This is a genomic window from Rhizobium sp. BK591, from assembly GCF_014195045.1.
Classification (GTDB): domain Bacteria; phylum Pseudomonadota; class Alphaproteobacteria; order Rhizobiales; family Rhizobiaceae; genus Rhizobium; species Rhizobium anhuiense.
The window spans coordinates 173,434-188,469 of sequence record NZ_JACIAZ010000006.1; the positions used below are offsets into that span (position 1 = coordinate 173,434).

Sequence of the window (15,036 nt, forward strand, 5' to 3'; positions counted from 1 at the left end):
CTGAGGCCGATCGGCGGGCGGCGGTCACGAGGCCAGCCGCCACCCCGTTCCTGTGGCTTCCGCAGAGAAATCGTCGAAGGAGAGGGGCCGCGAGAAGGCAAAGCCCTGCAGGATATCGCAGCCGAGATCGCGCAGCAGTTCGGCATGCGCTGCCGTCTCCACCCCTTCGGCCACCGTCTCGACGCCGAGCGAGCGGGCGATCTCGATGATCGAGCTGACCAGCGCCCGCTCCTGCGAGGCGTTGACGATTGGCTTCACCAGCTGGCGGTCGATCTTCAGCCGCTTGGGCTTCAGCTTCAACAGGCTGACGATCGAGGTATGGCCAGTGCCAAAATCGTCGATCTCGATATCGATGCCGAGCGCCTTGATGCGTTCGAGATTCTGCGAGGCAACATCTTCGCTCTCGTCGAGAAAGATCGATTCCACCAGTTCGAAGGAGAGTTCGCCGGGGCGGATATGCAGATCGGCGAGCGATTCCAGAAGGCTGCCGTCATGCAGCCGCCGCGCCGAGACATTGACCGAGACCTTGGGCACGGTGATGCCGTGCGCCGCCCAGCGCATCTTGTCGCGCAGCGCCGTTTCCAGCACGATCCGGTCGAGCATCTGCACGACATTGATCTCGTCGGCGATGCGCAGGAACTTGTCCGGCGTCAGCAACCCCTTGGAAGGATGCTTCCAGCGCACCAGCGCCTCGACGCCGGTCAGTTCCATCGTCCGGGCCGAGAATTGCGGCTGGTACCAGGCGGTGAATTCGCAATTGTCGATGCCGGCCAGGATCTCGTCGGCCGTGCGCTTGGTGTTGATGATATCGGCCTGGAGATTGTGATTGAAGAATTCGAAGCGGTTGCGGCCCATGCTCTTGGCGCGGTAGAGCGCGATATCGGCATTGATCAGCACCTTGCGTGCATCGACATGGATGCCGTTGGCAAGCGCCACCCCGATCGACACGCCGCAGCGGCAGGAGAAACCCTGGAAATCGATCGGCTGGCGCATCTCCTCGATGATCCGCGCCGATAGCTGCGCCATCTCCTTATCCCCGACGTCGAGCGCGAGGATGACGAATTCGTCGCCGCCGATGCGCGCGACGACGTCGCTGCCGCGGACATTCTTGGCGAGCACCTTCGAGGCATGCACCAGCATCGCATCGCCGGCGGCATGGCCGAGCGTGTCGTTGATGTCCTTGAAGCGGTCGAGATCGATGTGCAGGATCGAGAATTTCTGCCGCTGTTGGCGGCCGTCATTCGTCAGGCTTTCCAGGGCGATGTCGAGCTTGCGGCGGTTGGCGAGTGCGGTCAGCGGGTCGTGCAGCGAATTGTGCTCGATCCTGTTCTTGGCAGCCTCGAGCTCGATATTCTTGGCGACCGCCTCGTCCTTGGCGGCCTTCAGCCGGATCGTCATCAGCACGTCTTCGGTGGCGTCGAAGGCGATGCCCATGATCTTCATCTCGCCGGTCCCCGTCTGGTGGACCTTGCCGACCGAGCGCACATAACGCACCGAGCCGTCGTCGACGATCACCCGGCAGACGAGTGTGTGCGTATCTCCGTTCTGCCTGAGGTGGCGGGCGCTTTCGAGTGCGAGAGACCGGTCCTCGGGGTGGATGCAGCCAAGCCAGGTCTCCTCGGTCATGAAGCCGTTGCGCGGCGCAAGCCCATAGAGCTCGTGCATGCGCTCGTTCCAGATCGAGCCGCCCCGGCCGGGCCGCGCCTCCCATATGCCGCACTGATAGGAGTTGAGCGCCAGGTCGAGCCGGCTCGAAAGCTCGGCGAGCTGCCCCTCGCGGCTCGACAGCTCTTCAAGCGCCAGCTCCAGCTCGGCATTCTTGACCTCGCTCATATCCTTGGCCTTGCGCAGCGTGTCGGTGGTCACCGCATCGGCGGTCACGTCCCAGACGATGCCGATCGTCTTGCCGACGCCGCCGGCATCCGTATAGAAGGCGCCGACCGAGCGCAGATGCCGGATGCCGCCGTCGCCAAGCAGGATGCGGTATTGCGCCGTGCAGGCAACGCCGGCGACGCTGCAGCTGAAGAAATGCACCTCAGCGGTTTCACGGTCCTCGGGCAGGACCGCCGCCAGCCATTCGTCGAGCGCCCGGCTGCCTTCCTGCGCCGGCTTGCCGTGCAGGGCCGCCGCGCGTGCGTCCCAGAGCAGGCTGCTCGAATCATCCTGCAGCTCCCAGATGCCGATATTCGAAGATTCCAGCGCCAGATTGAGCCGCTGCGACAGTTCCAGCAATTTCGCTTCGCGCGTCTCCAGCTCGGTAATGTTGCGATTGCGCTCGCCGAGCAGGAGGGTCGCGAAGAAGATCGGGATGATGATGATGCAGCCGGCGGCAACGACGATCAGCCGCAGCTCGGTCTGGTTTTCCGGGATCGCGTCCCAGCCGCTGTTCGGCACGACGGAAAGCTCCCACTTGCCGCCGGCAAAGCCGATCTTCTGGCGCATCGGATCCTTGGCGTCGATATCGGACGACCCGAAGAAGGGGGCTGCCGTTGCGCTCGCCGCCGGCAAGCCGATATCGCGGATGGCGATGGAGAGATGGTCGAGATGCGGATAGCGTTCCTGATTCTCGCGGTCGCGCGCCGGCATCAGCCCGGTCGCCTCGTAGAACATCTTCTGGTCGATGACGAGCTCGACCGCTCCCCAGATCCGCCGCTGGCCGTTCTCCTTGACGAAGACCGGGAAGAATATGGCAAAGGCACCCCGGCCATCGGTGCTGACCGGACCGTAGAAGCGCGCCGACTGGTCGCCGGTGGCGGGCGTTATCGCCTGGCGGAAGAAGAGGGCTTCGCGCACGTCGCGGCCGATCCGCTCAGTGCCCGATTGCGGCGGGTAGACGTTGCTGACGATGAAATCAGGTGCGACGGCGATATGAATGAAAGGCGGATTCTGGATCAGCAGCCAGTTGATCTGGCGCTCCATCTCGTCCCGGTTCGCCGCGCTGACGGAGATCAGGTTCGCAAGGTCGCGGACGATGCTGAGGTCCATGCTGATCTCAGCCATGACCCGGGCGCGGATGAGATTCGCCTCGCTTTCGGTGCGGATATGAAGTTCGCGTTCATAAGCTGCAGTATTGGCCCGGTCGAGGCCGAAGCCGACCATGATGACGACAAGGGCGACGAGCGACGAAACCAGAAACGAGACGCGGGTATTCTTCAACACGCGCCGCAACTGCTTGCTGTCGCTCAGCCTGGATAACAAAATGAAACTCCCCTGTTGGCGAGCAACTGTAGGACGCGCGGGTTAATTTACGATTGCCCGCAGGCAGTGCCGAAAAATCCTGGGAAGGGAAAAACCGCAGTAAATGCGGCATCTTGATTATATTTAAAATCCTATTCATCAATTGGGCGGGAAAAGCCATTCTTACGGGCAATTTTCGCCATATTCAGGAGCTTATCTGTGGCCAGTCATTTTTTCGTGCAGCCTCTCGTGCAGCGTTTCAAAAGGATTGTCGCCATGCGTTTCGTCGTCGCCACGCTTTTGGCAACAGCAAGTTTCCTGTCGCCGATGAGCGGTTTTGCCGAGAGCGCCGATGTCGAGGCGACGATCAAGAAGGTCGACACAACAAACCTCGTGCTGACGCTCGATGACGGCAAGACCTATCAGGCGCCCGAGGAATTCAATTTCGACGGCCTCGAAGCCGGCGTGAAGGTGATCGTCTTCTATACCGAGGTCGACGGCAAGCGCGTCATCAACGATCTCGATATCGTCAAATAGGCGGCTTCTGGAGAATAGTTGTAGGAAGCACGCCTCGATCGTAGTGCGCGCGGATTGGGATGAAGAGGCTGGCGTATGGGTTGCCAGCAGCACGGATATCGAAGGGCTGGCCATCGAGGCCGACACTTTCGAAGCCCTCAAGCCCAAAGTTGTCGCTGTTGTAACCGATCTTTTCGAGCTGAATGGCTTCACTTCAAGTCTGCCGCAAATCCTGATTCACATCATCGCCAAACAGCTCGTTCGTATCCCCCATCCGACCTAACTGACCCGATTGGTGATGCTTACAGCCAGACGATCGTCCGCTCGGCGGTGTCGATCCTGGCGATCCGGTCCTGCGGGATTGCGCCTTCCGCAGCACTGCTCTTCGGCAGGTCTGAAATCGTCTGGAAAAGCGTGCGGATGACGCCGCCATGCGTCACGCAGACCGTCGGGCGATCGACGGATTGCAACCATGAGCCGGTGCGCCAGGAGAGGATTTCATAGCTTTCCGCGTCATCGCCGGGCGGGATGAAATCCCATTTGGAAGCGTTGCGTTCCGCCACCCGCTCGCGCTGCGTCGCCTTCAGCTCCTTGAGCGTCGAGCCCTCCCAGTCGCCGAAGGAAATCTCCACCAGCCGCGGATCGGTGCGATAGGCGAGCGGCGGCAGGCCCATGGCGGCGCGCATGATTTCCATCGTCGCGCGCGTGCGTCCGAGCGGGCTTGCGACAAAATCGAATTCGTCGGTTCTGTTGCCGAGAATCTCGGCAAGTGCCACGCCGTTCTGCCGGGCCTGTTCCAGGCCCGTGGCATTCATCGGGATATCTTTTTGACCTTGCAGGCGGCGCTCGGCATTCCAGGCGGTCTGGCCGTGTCTGATCACGTAGATAAGCACGGTCTCAGCCCCACTCGAAATGCTCTAGTCCTTGACGACGGAAATGTCGGGCGCGTCGACCGCCTTCATGCCGATGACATGATAACCGCTATCGGCATGGTGCACTTCGCCGGTGACGGAGCGCGACAGATCCGACAGGAGATAGAGGCCGACATCGCCAACTTCCTCGATGGTGACGGTGCGGCGCAGCGGCGCGTTATATTCGTTCCACTTCAGAATGTAGCGGAAATCGCCGATGCCCGAGGCGGCAAGTGTCTTGATCGGTCCGGCCGAGACGGCGTTGACGCGGATGTTCTGCGGTCCGAGGTCGACAGCGAGGTACTTGACGCTCGCTTCGAGCGCAGCCTTGGCGACGCCCATGACGTTATAGTTCGGCATCACCTTTTCGGCGCCGTAATAGGTCAGCGTCAGCATGGCGCCGCCATCCGTCATCAGCTTCTCGGCGCGGCGTGCGACCGAGGTGAAGGAATAGACGGAGATCTGCATCGTCTTGGCGAAATTGTCGGCCGAGGTGTCGACGTAGCGGCCGGTCAGCTCGTCCTTGTCGGAAAAGCCGATCGCATGCACGAGGAAATCGATCTTGCCCCAGAGCTTTTCGACGTTGCCGAAAACCTCATCGATGGTGGCTTCGTCGGCGACGTCGCAGTGGCCGACGAGCGTCGCGCCGATTTCGGCGGCGAGCGGCTCGACGCGCTTCTTCAGCGCATCGCCCTGATAGGTGAGCGCGACTTCTCCGCCCTGCGCATGAATGGCCTTGGCAATACCCCACGCAATCGAACGATTGTTGGCGACACCCATGATGACGCCGCGTTTGCCTGCCATGAGGCCGGATGCTTGAGCCATATTTCGCTCCCTAGGAATTCTGATCGATCCTGCCTATGGCATAGGCCGTTAATCGGTTCAAGCTTGGCCTGGATCATCAACTGTTAGGTATCGTAACAAAGGGTGCGATTGTCATAAAAATTTCACAGGAACAGGCCTTCGCGCATGCTCCGCATGAGATCGGTGACTTTGTCGTCGGGCTTTTCCCACAGGATAATGCGCAATTCGACGACGAGATCGCCTCTCCCACCCTCTTCGCGGGGCAATCCCTGGTCGGGGATTCTGATCGTCTTGTCCGAGCCCGACCAAGCGGGAATGGTAATGCTGAGCGGCCCGCTCGGCCCCTCGATGCGCGCCTCGGTGCCGAGCACGGCATTTTCGATGCTGAGCGGCAGCACCGCGTGCAGATCGAAACCGTCGACGGTGAAGCGCGGATCGGGTGCGATGCGGATGTTGATGACGGCGTCGCCCCGCTGCATGCCCGGCAGCTTGAAGCCCTGACCTTTGAGCCTGATCTCATGACCGTCCGTCGTGCCTGCCGGCAATGCGAAGCCGATTTCGCGGCCCTCCGGTAGCGACGCGGTGATCCAGCCGCTCTTCAAGACGTCGTCGATCGTCACCGTCGCCGTCGTCACCTCATCCGGTGCCTTTTCCAGGCCGGTATCCTTGGCGCCGGTGAAACGGCGCACCAGGTTTGTCAGGATGCTGAGCGGCAGCGGCAGGTTGGCGCCGGCATTGGCCGCAGCCTCGCCGATCTCCTCGTCGCCCTTGGGCTCGGCCTCGGCGGCGTCGCCGTCTGCGCGCCTGCCGGTCTCGCCCGTCTGCTGATTCTGTGTCTGCTGGTATTGTGCCTGCTGGGCGCGGCCCTGCGCCTGGCCGCCTGCCGCAGCGCGCGCCTGTGCGCCGAAAATGCGCTCCACCATCTCGTCGGCAGGCTCAGCCGCTCCCGCCTGTTGCCTGGCGCCTTCGGCGGCCGACTTCTGGGCGGCGCGTGCAAGCTCTTCCATCACCCGCTCGGCATTGGCCTGCGCCGCCTTGGCGCGGATCGCAGCCTCGCGCGCGGCCTGGCGCTGCTGCATGATCGTCTGTTCTTGTTTCTTGGCTTCCGCCATCCGCACGGCATTGTCGAACAGGCTGCGTTTACGCGGGTCCTTCAGCGTTTCATAGGCGCGGCCGATCTCGGCGAACCGGGCCGTCGCCGTCGGGTCGCCCTGATTGTGGTCGGGATGGGCTGATTTGGCCATGTTGCGCCAAGCCGCCTTGATCTCGTCTGCTGCCGCGTCGCGCTTGACGCCCAGAATTTTGTAAGGATCGCGCATGTCAAAACCGCCGGTGTTGCGATGCGGGAAGCCACGTCCTTGCCCGGCACCCCGAAACTCCAATATCAAGTGCGCGGCGCCACCCGCCGCAAAGGCAGGGAGAGCCACTCTCAACGCCGATCGTGCGTTGGAGTTGCTAATCACTTCTTATTTCTATGGAGAGATGTGGGGTGTTTCGCCCCGAATGGTTAGCTCTTTGCTAAGCATTCGGCGGAAAGGCGTCGGGCGTTAACCTGTCGGCGAGCCGGATCAGCTTTCCCGCGGAATTAACTTTCCGGCTGAAAGCTCAAAAGCTGCCAGTTGCCGCCGCCGACGAGGCAGGTCTTGCCGTAGAATTTGGCGATGCCGACATAGGAATGCCGGGTCGTGCGGAACTGGCGGCAGACCTGGCCTTGCTCGTTGTTCTCGACGATGGTTTCGATGACGCCGGCGCTGCCCGTCGATGCATTCGCCCAGGGAAGCGGCTGGCCCTCGAGCCGCTGCACGTCGGCCGAGGTCACGGCGTTGCGCACGGTCATCTCGTCGGAAAGCGTGTCGGTGCTCGGCGGCGTCTGCGGCACGGTGCCGGTGGCAACCGAGCGGTCGACCTTGGCCTCGCTCAAGAAATCCATGCCGCTGCCAACGCAGCCGGAAAGCGAAAGCATGGCGACGCCGATGACTAAGAACGCGCTGCTGCGTCGCCGCAGGCTCTTTGTATGGCGATATGACTTTGCTATGACTTCCACCCTGCGTCCTGTCCAGTTACCAAAAGCTGGGCGAGTTTTGAATAATCCGGGGCATTTGAACCAATATGTCGGCAAACGAGTTAACAAGCGGTGACTTTACCGAAAGTGGCGAACCCTTCAAGCTCTTTGCCGAATGGCTGAAAGAAGCGGAGGCTTCCGAACCCAGTGACCCGAACGCGGTGGCGCTGGCAACGGTCGATGAGGATGGTCTTCCCAATGTCCGCATGGTTCTCCTGAAGGGATTCGATGAAGACGGTTTCGTCTTCTACACCAATTTCGAGAGTCAGAAAGGCCGTGAAATTCTGGGCCAGAAAAAGGCCGCCATGTGCTTTCACTGGAAAAGCCTGCGCCGCCAGGTGAGGCTGCGCGGCCCCGTCGAGATCGTCACCGATGCCGAAGCCGACGCCTATTTCAAGACGCGTGCGCGCGGCAGCCGCATCGGCGCCTGGGCGTCCAAGCAGTCCCGCCCGCTCGAGAGCCGATTCGCGCTGGAGAAAGCCGTGGCCGAATATACCGCCCGTTATGCCATCGGCGAGATTCCGCGCCCGGCCCACTGGTCGGGCTTTCGCATCCGCCCGACCTCGATCGAATTCTGGAAGGACCAGAAATTCCGCCTGCATGACCGTGTCGAATTCCGCCGGCCTTCACCGGAAGGCGAATGGGACAAGGTGCGGATGTATCCCTGACAGGCTTACCTGCCCATCAGCTTCAGCGGGATCCCTGAGGCGAGCGCCGAGACGTAGCGCCGCTTCTGGTAGAAGCCGTTGAGCGAAAGGCGCGGGAGATAGCCGGTCAGCTGTGCTGCCGGCAGCCCGGGTTGCGTGGTGACCGCGAGGGTAAAGCCGAGATTGCGCGCAATGCGCGCCTCGCGGGCGGTCGCAGCCGCCGGCGTGCCGTAGGGATAGGCGATCGTATCGGGACGGATGCCGGCCACCGCCTCGACATAATCCGCCGAAACCTGCATTTCGATTCGCGCTTCGGCTTCCGGCAGGCGGGCGAGCGCGCGATGGCTGATCGTATGGGCGCCGAGGGATGCGAGCGGATGTGTCGCCAGCCATTGCAATTCGCCGGGACCCATCACCAGATCGCGGACGATATCCGTCGGCTCGATGCCGTTTTCCCGTGCCAGCATATCGATGGCGGCGACGGCGTGCGCCTCGTTGGAGCCGTGGATGTAGGCGGCGAAGCGATCGAAGGCAGTCCATTGCTGCTGCGGGCTGTCGAGCCCCAGCCGCTCGCTGCCGCGGCCGAAATCGAAGCGGATTTCCGGTGCCCGGCGCAGGAGGATGGCGAGCGTCTCCCACCAGATACTATGCGAGCCCTCGGCAAAACCCTTGGCGACGAATACCGTAAACGGCGCCTGATGCCGCGCGAACACCGGCAGCGCATGTTCCACATTGTTGCGGTATCCGTCGTCGAGCGTGAAGGCTGCGAACGGCGGCCCGCCCTCGGGTTCCGCCAAGAGCACCGGCACCTGATCGAGCGGCACGAAGCGATAGCCCTTCCGCCGCAACCGGTTGAGCGCCGCGTCGAGAAAACGCGGAGTGATTTCGAGATGCGCATTCGGCGCGAAGGCTTGCGGTACATGCGGGCGGACATGGTGCAGCGTGAAGACGACGCCACGCCCGCGCGCTTCGCGCATCAGTCCGGCAGCGGCGAGCAGCCAGGAAAGCTCGAGCCCGGCGCCGATCGCCGCGCGTTTTGCCAACCGCTTGAATTGTCCCGTCATGCGCCGTCCGTCCCTTGCCTTTGCGGGAACCTAGCAGCGGCGACTTAAGCCTTGCTGAATCCCGATTCGGCACGGGTCTTTGATTTCTTGTTAACCAAGGCGATGAAAAGACTAGAAAAATGATAGGCGTTGCCTCAAAGTCGCGCCAAACTTACGGCTTCTGTCACATTACGGCACAAATGCCGGTCCTGTCGCGGATCAACGTTTGAAGGGCCAGCGCATCAGGGGCCAGCGTCAGGGGCAAGCAGATGAGGGGAAGTGTATGAGAAAGCTTTTGGCGGCTGTTTTGACCGTAACGCTTGCCGTTTCGGCGCCGCTTGCAGCCCTTGCCGGCAACGCTTCGCTGATCCTCGATGCCCGTACAGGCAAGGTTCTCGCCGCTGAAAACGCCGATACGCTGAACCATCCGGCCTCGCTGACGAAGATGATGACGCTCTATCTCACCTTCGAGGCGCTGAAACGCGGCAAGATCGCCTGGGATACTCCGATCACAATGTCGAAATACGCCGCCGCCCGGCCGCCGACCAAGCTTGGCGTCAAGGCCGGCGGCACGATCACCGTGCGCGAGGCGGTCTATGGCATGATCGTCAAATCCGCCAATGATGCCGCCTCCGCCATGGGCGAGAAGCTCGCCGGCTCTGAAAGCGCTTTTGCCCGGATGATGACGGCCAAGGCCCGCCAGCTCGGCATGAGCCGCACCGTCTTCGTCAACGCCTCCGGCCTGCCGGACGGCCGTCAGGTCACCACGGCGCGCGACATGTCGACGCTCGCCGTCGCGCTGATGAAGAACTATCCGAACGAATACCGCCTGTTTTCGGCGGCAAGCTTCAATTTCCGCGGCCGGACCGTGCGCGGCCACAACAATCTGATGTACCGCTACCAGGGCATGGACGGCATCAAGACGGGCTACACCAACGCTTCCGGCTTCAACCTCGTCAGCGCCGTCAAGGACGGCAACCGCCGCGTGGTCGGCGTCGTCCTCGGCGGCCGCACCGCCCGCAGCCGCGACGCCAAGATGGCTGGTTTGCTCGACCGTTACCTCGGCCGTGCCTCCTCTTCCGGCGGCGCCAAGCTGGTGGCGAGCGTCGGCGCCAAGGAGGCTGTCGAAGTCGCGTCCGCCGCCGACGATTCCGATGTTCCGGTGCCGCTCAACGCACCGCGGCCGGCCGATGATCTCGGGGCCAAGAGCCTGGCTTATGCCGATGACGCCGTCGTGCCGCTGGAGCGTCCGGTCGCGATGGAGGAGATCCTGAACGCCGGCAAGACGCCGAAGACATCGGCAGAGAGGGCCGATGGCGACTGGCAGATCCAGATCTCGGCTGCTCCCAGCGCCGATGCGGCGCGTGCGCTTCTCGCCCAGGCGCAGTCGGAAGGCGGCGCGCCGCTCGTTTCCGCCTCGCCCTATACCGAGGCTGTCGGGCAGGGGGCGAACAGGATTTATCGCGCCCGCTTCGTCGGCTTCGCCAGCAAGGATGCCGCCGTCTCGGCCTGCGATGCACTGAGACAGCGCTCCTATGACTGCATGCTGCTGCCGGACCACAGCTGATCGCTGCCCAGCACTTTAGGCAATCCCGGCCTGGACCATCCCAGTCTGGACAATCGGCGGGAATCAGCGTCTCCTCCATAAACAAAAGGAGAACGCCCATGCTGCGCCGTCTCGCCGATCAGTTCGAAACCTCATCCGCGGCCTATGCCGCAGCCAACGGCATCGAGCGTGACCCCGACTGGTTTTTGCTGAAGCTGCAGGAGGAGGTGGGCGAACTCACCCAGGCCTGGAACCGCGTCACCGGCCGCGGTCGCCGCAGGGACCGGACGCCGGAAGAACTCGACCGCGATCTCGCCGACGAAACCGCCGACCTGCTCGGCCACATCCTGCTCTTTGCCCGCCGCAACGATATCGACCTTGCCGCGGCGATCGAAAGGAAGTGGCGGTTTCAGCCGGCGCTGGCGTCAAGATGAGGCGGGGCGCCTCATCTTCCAGAAATCGAGTCAGCCGACCTTATAGCGGTAGAATTTGCTGTCCACCGCCATCAGCGGAAAGGAGCGGGGCAGGGCGCTCTTGGCAATCTCGCTAAAGCCGTTCTTCTCGTAAAAACGATGCGCGGCGACGAACTTGTCCGTCGTGCCGAGGAAGATATCGGTGATGCCGGCATCCCTGGCGTGAGCGATCAGGCGATCGAGGAGCAGCGCCGCCACGCCGTGTTCGCGGCCGCGAACCTCGGCTGAGACGAACATCTTGCGCAGCGCCGCCTGGTTGTTGCCGATATCCTTCAGCCCGACCGTGCCGACGATGGCGCCGTCCTTGACGGCGACCCAGAACTGCCCTTTGCCGGACTGGTAGAAATCCGGGATGACCCTGAGATCCGGCTGCGCATCCGCGGTGATGTCGATGCCGAATTCCTCGCGCTGGATCGGCAGGATCACCGAAAGCACGGCATCGGCGTCATCTGATGCGAAGGTTCTGATTTCAATGTCCGCCATCAGAGAATCCTTTCGCCTCAGGTCTGCGTGCCGCCGACCGTCACCTGATCCATGCGCAGATGCGGCTGGCCGACGCCGACGGGAACCCATTGGCCGGCTTTGCCGCAATTGCCGATGCCGGTATCGAGCTTCATGTCGTTGCCGATCATCGACACCCGTTTCATTGCATCCGGTCCGTTGCCGATCAGCATGGCGCCCTTGATCGGCGCGCCGACCTTGCCGTTCTCGATCAGATAGGCCTCGGTGCAGCCGAAGACGAACTTGCCGGAGGTGATGTCCACCTGGCCGCCGCCGAAGGAGACGGCATAGATGCCCTTCTTCACCGAGGCGATGATCTCCTCGGGCGTCTTGTCGCCGCCGAGCATATAGGTGTTGGTCATGCGCGGCATCGGCACATGCGCATAGCCCTGGCGGCGGCCGTTGCCGGTGGGCGCCATGCCCATCAGCCGGGCATTCTGCCGATCCTGCATATAGCCGACGAGCTTGCCGTTTTCGATCAGCACGTTGTAGGCCGACGGCGTGCCCTCGTCGTCGATGGTGATCGAGCCGCGGCGGTTGTCGATCGTGCCGTCGTCGACGACGGTGACGCCGGGCGCGGCGACCATCTGGCCGAGAAGGCCTGAAAAGGCCGACGTCTTCTTGCGGTTGAAATCGCCTTCCAGCCCGTGACCGACCGCCTCGTGCAGCATGACGCCCGGCCAGCCGGAGCCGAGCACGACGTCCATCGTGCCCGCCGGCGCATCGATCGCCTCGAGATTGACGAGCGCCTGGCGCAGCGCCTCGTCGGCGCCATATTGCCAGCTGCCCTCGGCGATGAAGTCACCGAAGCCGATGCGCCCGCCATGGCCGTAGGAGCCGCTCTCCTGCCGCTCGCCTTCGCCGACCATCACCGAAATGTTGATGCGCGTCATCGGCCTGATGTCGCGCACGCGGTGCCCGTCAGCGCGCAGGATATCGACGACCTGCCAGCTGGCGGCGACCGAGGCCGTCACTTGCCGCACCTTATCGTCCTTGCCCCTGAGATAGGCGTCGATCTCCTGCAGGACCTTGACCTTTTCCTCGAAGCTCGGCTGGCCGATCGGGTTCTCGTCGCTGTAGAATTTCTTGTTGGTGCCCTGGGGTGCGGCGGCATAGGAGCCGGAATAGCCGCGCGTCACCGCGCCGACCGCATCGGCCGCCCGCTTCAGCGCCGCCACCGACAGATCGCCGGCATGCGCGTAACCCACAGCTTCGCCGGCAACGGCGCGCAGGCCGAAACCCTGTTCGGTGTTGAAGCTGCCGCCCTTCAGCCGGCCATTGTCGAAGGTCAGCGCTTCCGCCTGCGCATGCTCAATGAACAGTTCGCCGTCATCGGCGCCGGACAGCGCCTCGGCCACATGCTTGCGCATCGTCGCTTCATCGGCATCGAAAAGCGTCAGGAGATCGGTGGTCATGTCTTGTGCTCCGCTGAAGAGCAGGAGTGCTCATAGCCGATGTAGGTCTGTTGGATAGTCCGAGCAAGCCCCGGCCTCAAGGCAGGGCGTCGAAGCCTTCGGCAAAGCCCTTGAGGTCGACGGGGATGCCGATGCCTTCTTCCGGGGTCTGGAAGACGATGAAGGTTGCCTGGGCGCCGCTGCGGAAGGTCTTGAGCAGTTCGTCCTCGAGCACGACCTCGGCGTAACAGCCATCGGCGAAGCAGCGGACGAAATAGGCGCGGCCGATATCCTTGCCGTCGACATTGAGCCCGAGGCCGTTCGGCAGCAGCACGCCGAGCGGCGCGAGCACGCGGAGAATCTTCGACTTGCGGTCGGCCGTCTTCAAGACGACGACGGAAAGCCCGACTTCCGGACGATCCTCGGCGATGACGTTCTGCATCAGCGCGCATTGTTCGGTCGCAGCCCCGGCCGGCTTGTCGCAGACGACAGACCATGCGCCGTGATTGGACTTCACCGTTCCCGGCGCCTGTGGCTGCGTCTGGCCGGGCGTCACCTGTTCGATATTCGGCTTGGCGGCATTCGGCTGTTGCGGCGCGGGGGCAGGGGCCGGCGCGGCAGCGGGCGGCTTGGCCTGCGACGGCGTGGGTTGCTGTGCGAAAACGGGCGTCGTCGCTGCGGCCGCGATGCTGGCAGTCACGAGAAGCGACTGCGCGAGGGAACGGAAACCCATGGAAACCTCTGGATATCGAATCATTGCGGCTATTGTTGAAGCTGCCCACCAAAAATGAAAAGCCCCACCCCGTGAAAACCGGGGGACTGCGGCGGAAATTGGACCTTTCCGAAATAATGTGCGGCGCGCGGATTGGCCGGAAAGCCGATTTTTCATATGCTGATGAAAAACTTGGGATGTTTTGCCGTTCAGGGCTGCCTACGCTTTGAGCAAAAATGCCGCATAGACAATTGCTCTGACCTGTTGCGGCAAATGCCAAACTGTGGTTTGAAGCGCTGAAGATGGCAAGGATTCTGCGTTCTATTTTGCAGGTCAAGCGCTCGAGGGAGATAATAAGGTGATGAAGAAGGCTTATGCAGCCCTGACCACGCTGGTCTGTCTGCTTTTTGCTTCCGGCACATATGCCGACCAGCCAACGCCGTGGCAGGCAACGCTGCAGCCGGCGGCAACGCCGATCATGCGGGAAATCCACTGGTTCGAACAATATACTCTGTGGTTTATCGTTCCGATCACGCTTTTCGTTCTGGTCCTGCTCATCGTCGTCTGCGTCAAGTTCCGCGCCAGCGCGAACCCGGTTCCCTCGAAGACGAGCCACAATACGCTGATCGAGGTTGCCTGGACCGTGGGGCCGGTCCTGGTGCTTCTTCTTCTCGCCATTCCTTCGTTCAACCTGCTGACGGCGCAGCTGACGCTGCCTGAAAATCCCGACGTCACCATCAAGGCGACCGCCACCCAGTGGCAGTGGAACTATGAATATGAAGGCTCGGGCGAAAGCCCGCTCGCTTTCGATTCCTACCTCCTGAAGGATCAGGACCGCGCGAGCGCCGGCAAGGAAGACAAGTCGATCTATCCCAGGCTTCTCGCCGTCGATAACGAGCTGGTCCTGCCGGTCAACAAGACGGTCCGCGTTCTCGTGACCTCGGCGCCGACCGACGTCATCCACGCTTTCGCCATGCCGTCCTTCGGCGTCAAGATCGATGCCGTGCCGGGCCGTCTGAACGAGACCTGGTTCAGGGCCGAGCGCGAAGGCCTGTTCTATGGCCAGTGTTCCGAGCTCTGCGGCAAGGACCATGCGTTCATGCCGATCGCCATCCGCGTCGTCTCCGAGGACAAGTACAAGCAGTGGCTGACCACGGCCGCCAGTGACCTGCCCGGCGCCTACAAGACACTCATGGCCGCAACCGATGGTCCCGCAAAGACCCTCGACGTTGCCGAAGCACAGTAATTAA

General features: G+C 62.5%; 15 protein-coding genes. 6 read left to right on the forward strand and 9 right to left on the reverse strand.

The window, feature by feature from the left end; genetic code table 11:
- Positions 1-24 precede the first annotated feature (24 nt).
- A complete protein-coding gene (locus FHX10_RS25285) occupies positions 25-3,198 on the reverse strand; it encodes an EAL domain-containing protein (protein ID WP_029867868.1) in 3,174 nt (1,057 codons plus the stop codon).
- Between the two features lie 255 nt (positions 3,199-3,453).
- Here FHX10_RS25285 and FHX10_RS25290 point away from each other — a divergent pair, with 255 nt between their 5' ends.
- Together FHX10_RS25290 and FHX10_RS25295 are read left to right on the forward strand one after the other, a co-directional pair.
- The gene (locus tag FHX10_RS25290; RefSeq protein WP_018449305.1) at positions 3,454-3,714 is read left to right on the forward strand and encodes a DUF1344 domain-containing protein; all 261 of its coding nucleotides are present in this window, start codon (positions 3,454-3,456) and stop codon (positions 3,712-3,714) included.
- A gap of 43 nt (positions 3,715-3,757) precedes the next feature.
- Positions 3,758-3,976 (forward strand): DUF1902 domain-containing protein, encoded by a 219-nt coding sequence (locus FHX10_RS25295; RefSeq protein WP_028757330.1) that lies wholly within the window; start codon positions 3,758-3,760, stop codon positions 3,974-3,976.
- 19 nt (positions 3,977-3,995) lie between these two features.
- Here FHX10_RS25295 and FHX10_RS25300 read toward each other — a convergent pair whose 3' ends face one another.
- From FHX10_RS25300 to FHX10_RS25315, 4 genes are all read right to left on the reverse strand, one after another.
- Entirely contained in the window at positions 3,996-4,586 is a 591-nt protein-coding gene (locus FHX10_RS25300; protein ID WP_028757331.1) for a histidine phosphatase family protein, read from the reverse strand.
- Between the two features lie 24 nt (positions 4,587-4,610).
- Entirely contained in the window at positions 4,611-5,429 is an 819-nt protein-coding gene (gene fabI / locus FHX10_RS25305; protein ID WP_003588115.1) for an enoyl-ACP reductase FabI, read from the reverse strand.
- 122 nt (positions 5,430-5,551) lie between these two features.
- Positions 5,552-6,727 (reverse strand): DnaJ C-terminal domain-containing protein, encoded by a 1,176-nt coding sequence (locus FHX10_RS25310; RefSeq protein WP_184390497.1) that lies wholly within the window; start codon positions 6,725-6,727, stop codon positions 5,552-5,554.
- 266 nt (positions 6,728-6,993) lie between these two features.
- Positions 6,994-7,452, reverse strand: coding sequence for an RT0821/Lpp0805 family surface protein (locus FHX10_RS25315; protein ID WP_028757333.1), 459 nt, complete (start codon positions 7,450-7,452; stop codon positions 6,994-6,996).
- Between the two features lie 65 nt (positions 7,453-7,517).
- On the opposite strand from FHX10_RS25315, the gene pdxH reads away from it, so the two are divergent.
- The gene (pdxH, locus tag FHX10_RS25320; protein ID WP_028757334.1) at positions 7,518-8,138 is read left to right on the forward strand and encodes a pyridoxamine 5'-phosphate oxidase; all 621 of its coding nucleotides are present in this window, start codon (positions 7,518-7,520) and stop codon (positions 8,136-8,138) included.
- A 5-nt stretch (positions 8,139-8,143) separates the two neighbouring features.
- On the opposite strand, the gene FHX10_RS25325 is transcribed toward pdxH, so the two are convergent.
- Positions 8,144-9,181 carry a polysaccharide deacetylase family protein gene (locus tag FHX10_RS25325; RefSeq protein WP_028757335.1) on the reverse strand — a complete coding sequence of 346 codons (1,038 nt, stop codon included), beginning with the start codon at positions 9,179-9,181 and terminating at the stop codon, positions 8,144-8,146.
- A gap of 262 nt (positions 9,182-9,443) precedes the next feature.
- On the opposite strand from FHX10_RS25325, the gene FHX10_RS25330 reads away from it, so the two are divergent.
- Both FHX10_RS25330 and FHX10_RS25335 read left to right on the forward strand, forming a co-directional pair.
- Positions 9,444-10,727: a D-alanyl-D-alanine carboxypeptidase family protein gene (locus FHX10_RS25330; protein WP_028756244.1), complete on the forward strand. Its 1,284-nt coding sequence runs from the start codon at positions 9,444-9,446 to the stop codon at positions 10,725-10,727.
- 98 nt (positions 10,728-10,825) lie between these two features.
- Positions 10,826-11,140 (forward strand): MazG nucleotide pyrophosphohydrolase domain-containing protein, encoded by a 315-nt coding sequence (locus tag FHX10_RS25335; RefSeq protein ID WP_097630561.1) that lies wholly within the window; start codon positions 10,826-10,828, stop codon positions 11,138-11,140.
- 30 nt (positions 11,141-11,170) lie between these two features.
- On the opposite strand, the gene FHX10_RS25340 is transcribed toward FHX10_RS25335, so the two are convergent.
- The 3 genes from FHX10_RS25340 to FHX10_RS25350 all read right to left on the reverse strand — a co-directional run bounded on the left by FHX10_RS25340 (position 11,171) and on the right by FHX10_RS25350 (position 13,831).
- On the reverse strand, positions 11,171-11,662 hold the full coding sequence (locus FHX10_RS25340) for a GNAT family N-acetyltransferase (protein ID WP_132574106.1): 492 nt from the start codon (positions 11,660-11,662) through the stop codon (positions 11,171-11,173).
- A gap of 17 nt (positions 11,663-11,679) precedes the next feature.
- Positions 11,680-13,095: a metalloprotease TldD gene (gene tldD, locus FHX10_RS25345; protein ID WP_184390499.1), complete on the reverse strand. Its 1,416-nt coding sequence runs from the start codon at positions 13,093-13,095 to the stop codon at positions 11,680-11,682.
- Positions 13,096-13,171: 76 nt separating this feature from the next.
- On the reverse strand, positions 13,172-13,831 hold the full coding sequence (locus FHX10_RS25350; RefSeq protein WP_029867861.1) for an invasion associated locus B family protein: 660 nt from the start codon (positions 13,829-13,831) through the stop codon (positions 13,172-13,174).
- Positions 13,832-14,147: 316 nt separating this feature from the next.
- On the opposite strand from FHX10_RS25350, the gene coxB reads away from it, so the two are divergent.
- Positions 14,148-15,032 (forward strand): cytochrome c oxidase subunit II, encoded by an 885-nt coding sequence (gene coxB / locus FHX10_RS25355; protein WP_029867860.1) that lies wholly within the window; start codon positions 14,148-14,150, stop codon positions 15,030-15,032.
- The last annotated feature ends 4 nt before the right edge of the window (positions 15,033-15,036 follow it).

What these genes read in the sequence shown, in the direction of transcription:
- FHX10_RS25325 (WP_028757335.1), bottom strand. Translation starts at nt 9,181, where the DNA reads ATGACGGGACAATTCAAGCGGTTGGCAAAACGCGCGGCGATCGGCGCC.
- coxB (WP_029867860.1), top strand. Translation starts at nt 14,148, where the DNA reads ATGAAGAAGGCTTATGCAGCCCTGACCACGCTGGTCTGTCTGCTTTTT.
- FHX10_RS25310 (WP_184390497.1), bottom strand. Translation starts at nt 6,727, where the DNA reads ATGCGCGATCCTTACAAAATTCTGGGCGTCAAGCGCGACGCGGCAGCA.
- FHX10_RS25350 (WP_029867861.1), bottom strand. Translation starts at nt 13,831, where the DNA reads ATGATTCGATATCCAGAGGTTTCCATGGGTTTCCGTTCCCTCGCGCAG.
- FHX10_RS25330 (WP_028756244.1), top strand. Translation starts at nt 9,444, where the DNA reads ATGAGAAAGCTTTTGGCGGCTGTTTTGACCGTAACGCTTGCCGTTTCG.
- tldD (WP_184390499.1), bottom strand. Translation starts at nt 13,095, where the DNA reads ATGACCACCGATCTCCTGACGCTTTTCGATGCCGATGAAGCGACGATG.
- fabI (WP_003588115.1), bottom strand. Translation starts at nt 5,429, where the DNA reads ATGGCTCAAGCATCCGGCCTCATGGCAGGCAAACGCGGCGTCATCATG.
- FHX10_RS25340 (WP_132574106.1), bottom strand. Translation starts at nt 11,662, where the DNA reads ATGGCGGACATTGAAATCAGAACCTTCGCATCAGATGACGCCGATGCC.
- pdxH (WP_028757334.1), top strand. Translation starts at nt 7,518, where the DNA reads ATGTCGGCAAACGAGTTAACAAGCGGTGACTTTACCGAAAGTGGCGAA.
- FHX10_RS25335 (WP_097630561.1), top strand. Translation starts at nt 10,826, where the DNA reads ATGCTGCGCCGTCTCGCCGATCAGTTCGAAACCTCATCCGCGGCCTAT.
- FHX10_RS25290 (WP_018449305.1), top strand. Translation starts at nt 3,454, where the DNA reads ATGCGTTTCGTCGTCGCCACGCTTTTGGCAACAGCAAGTTTCCTGTCG.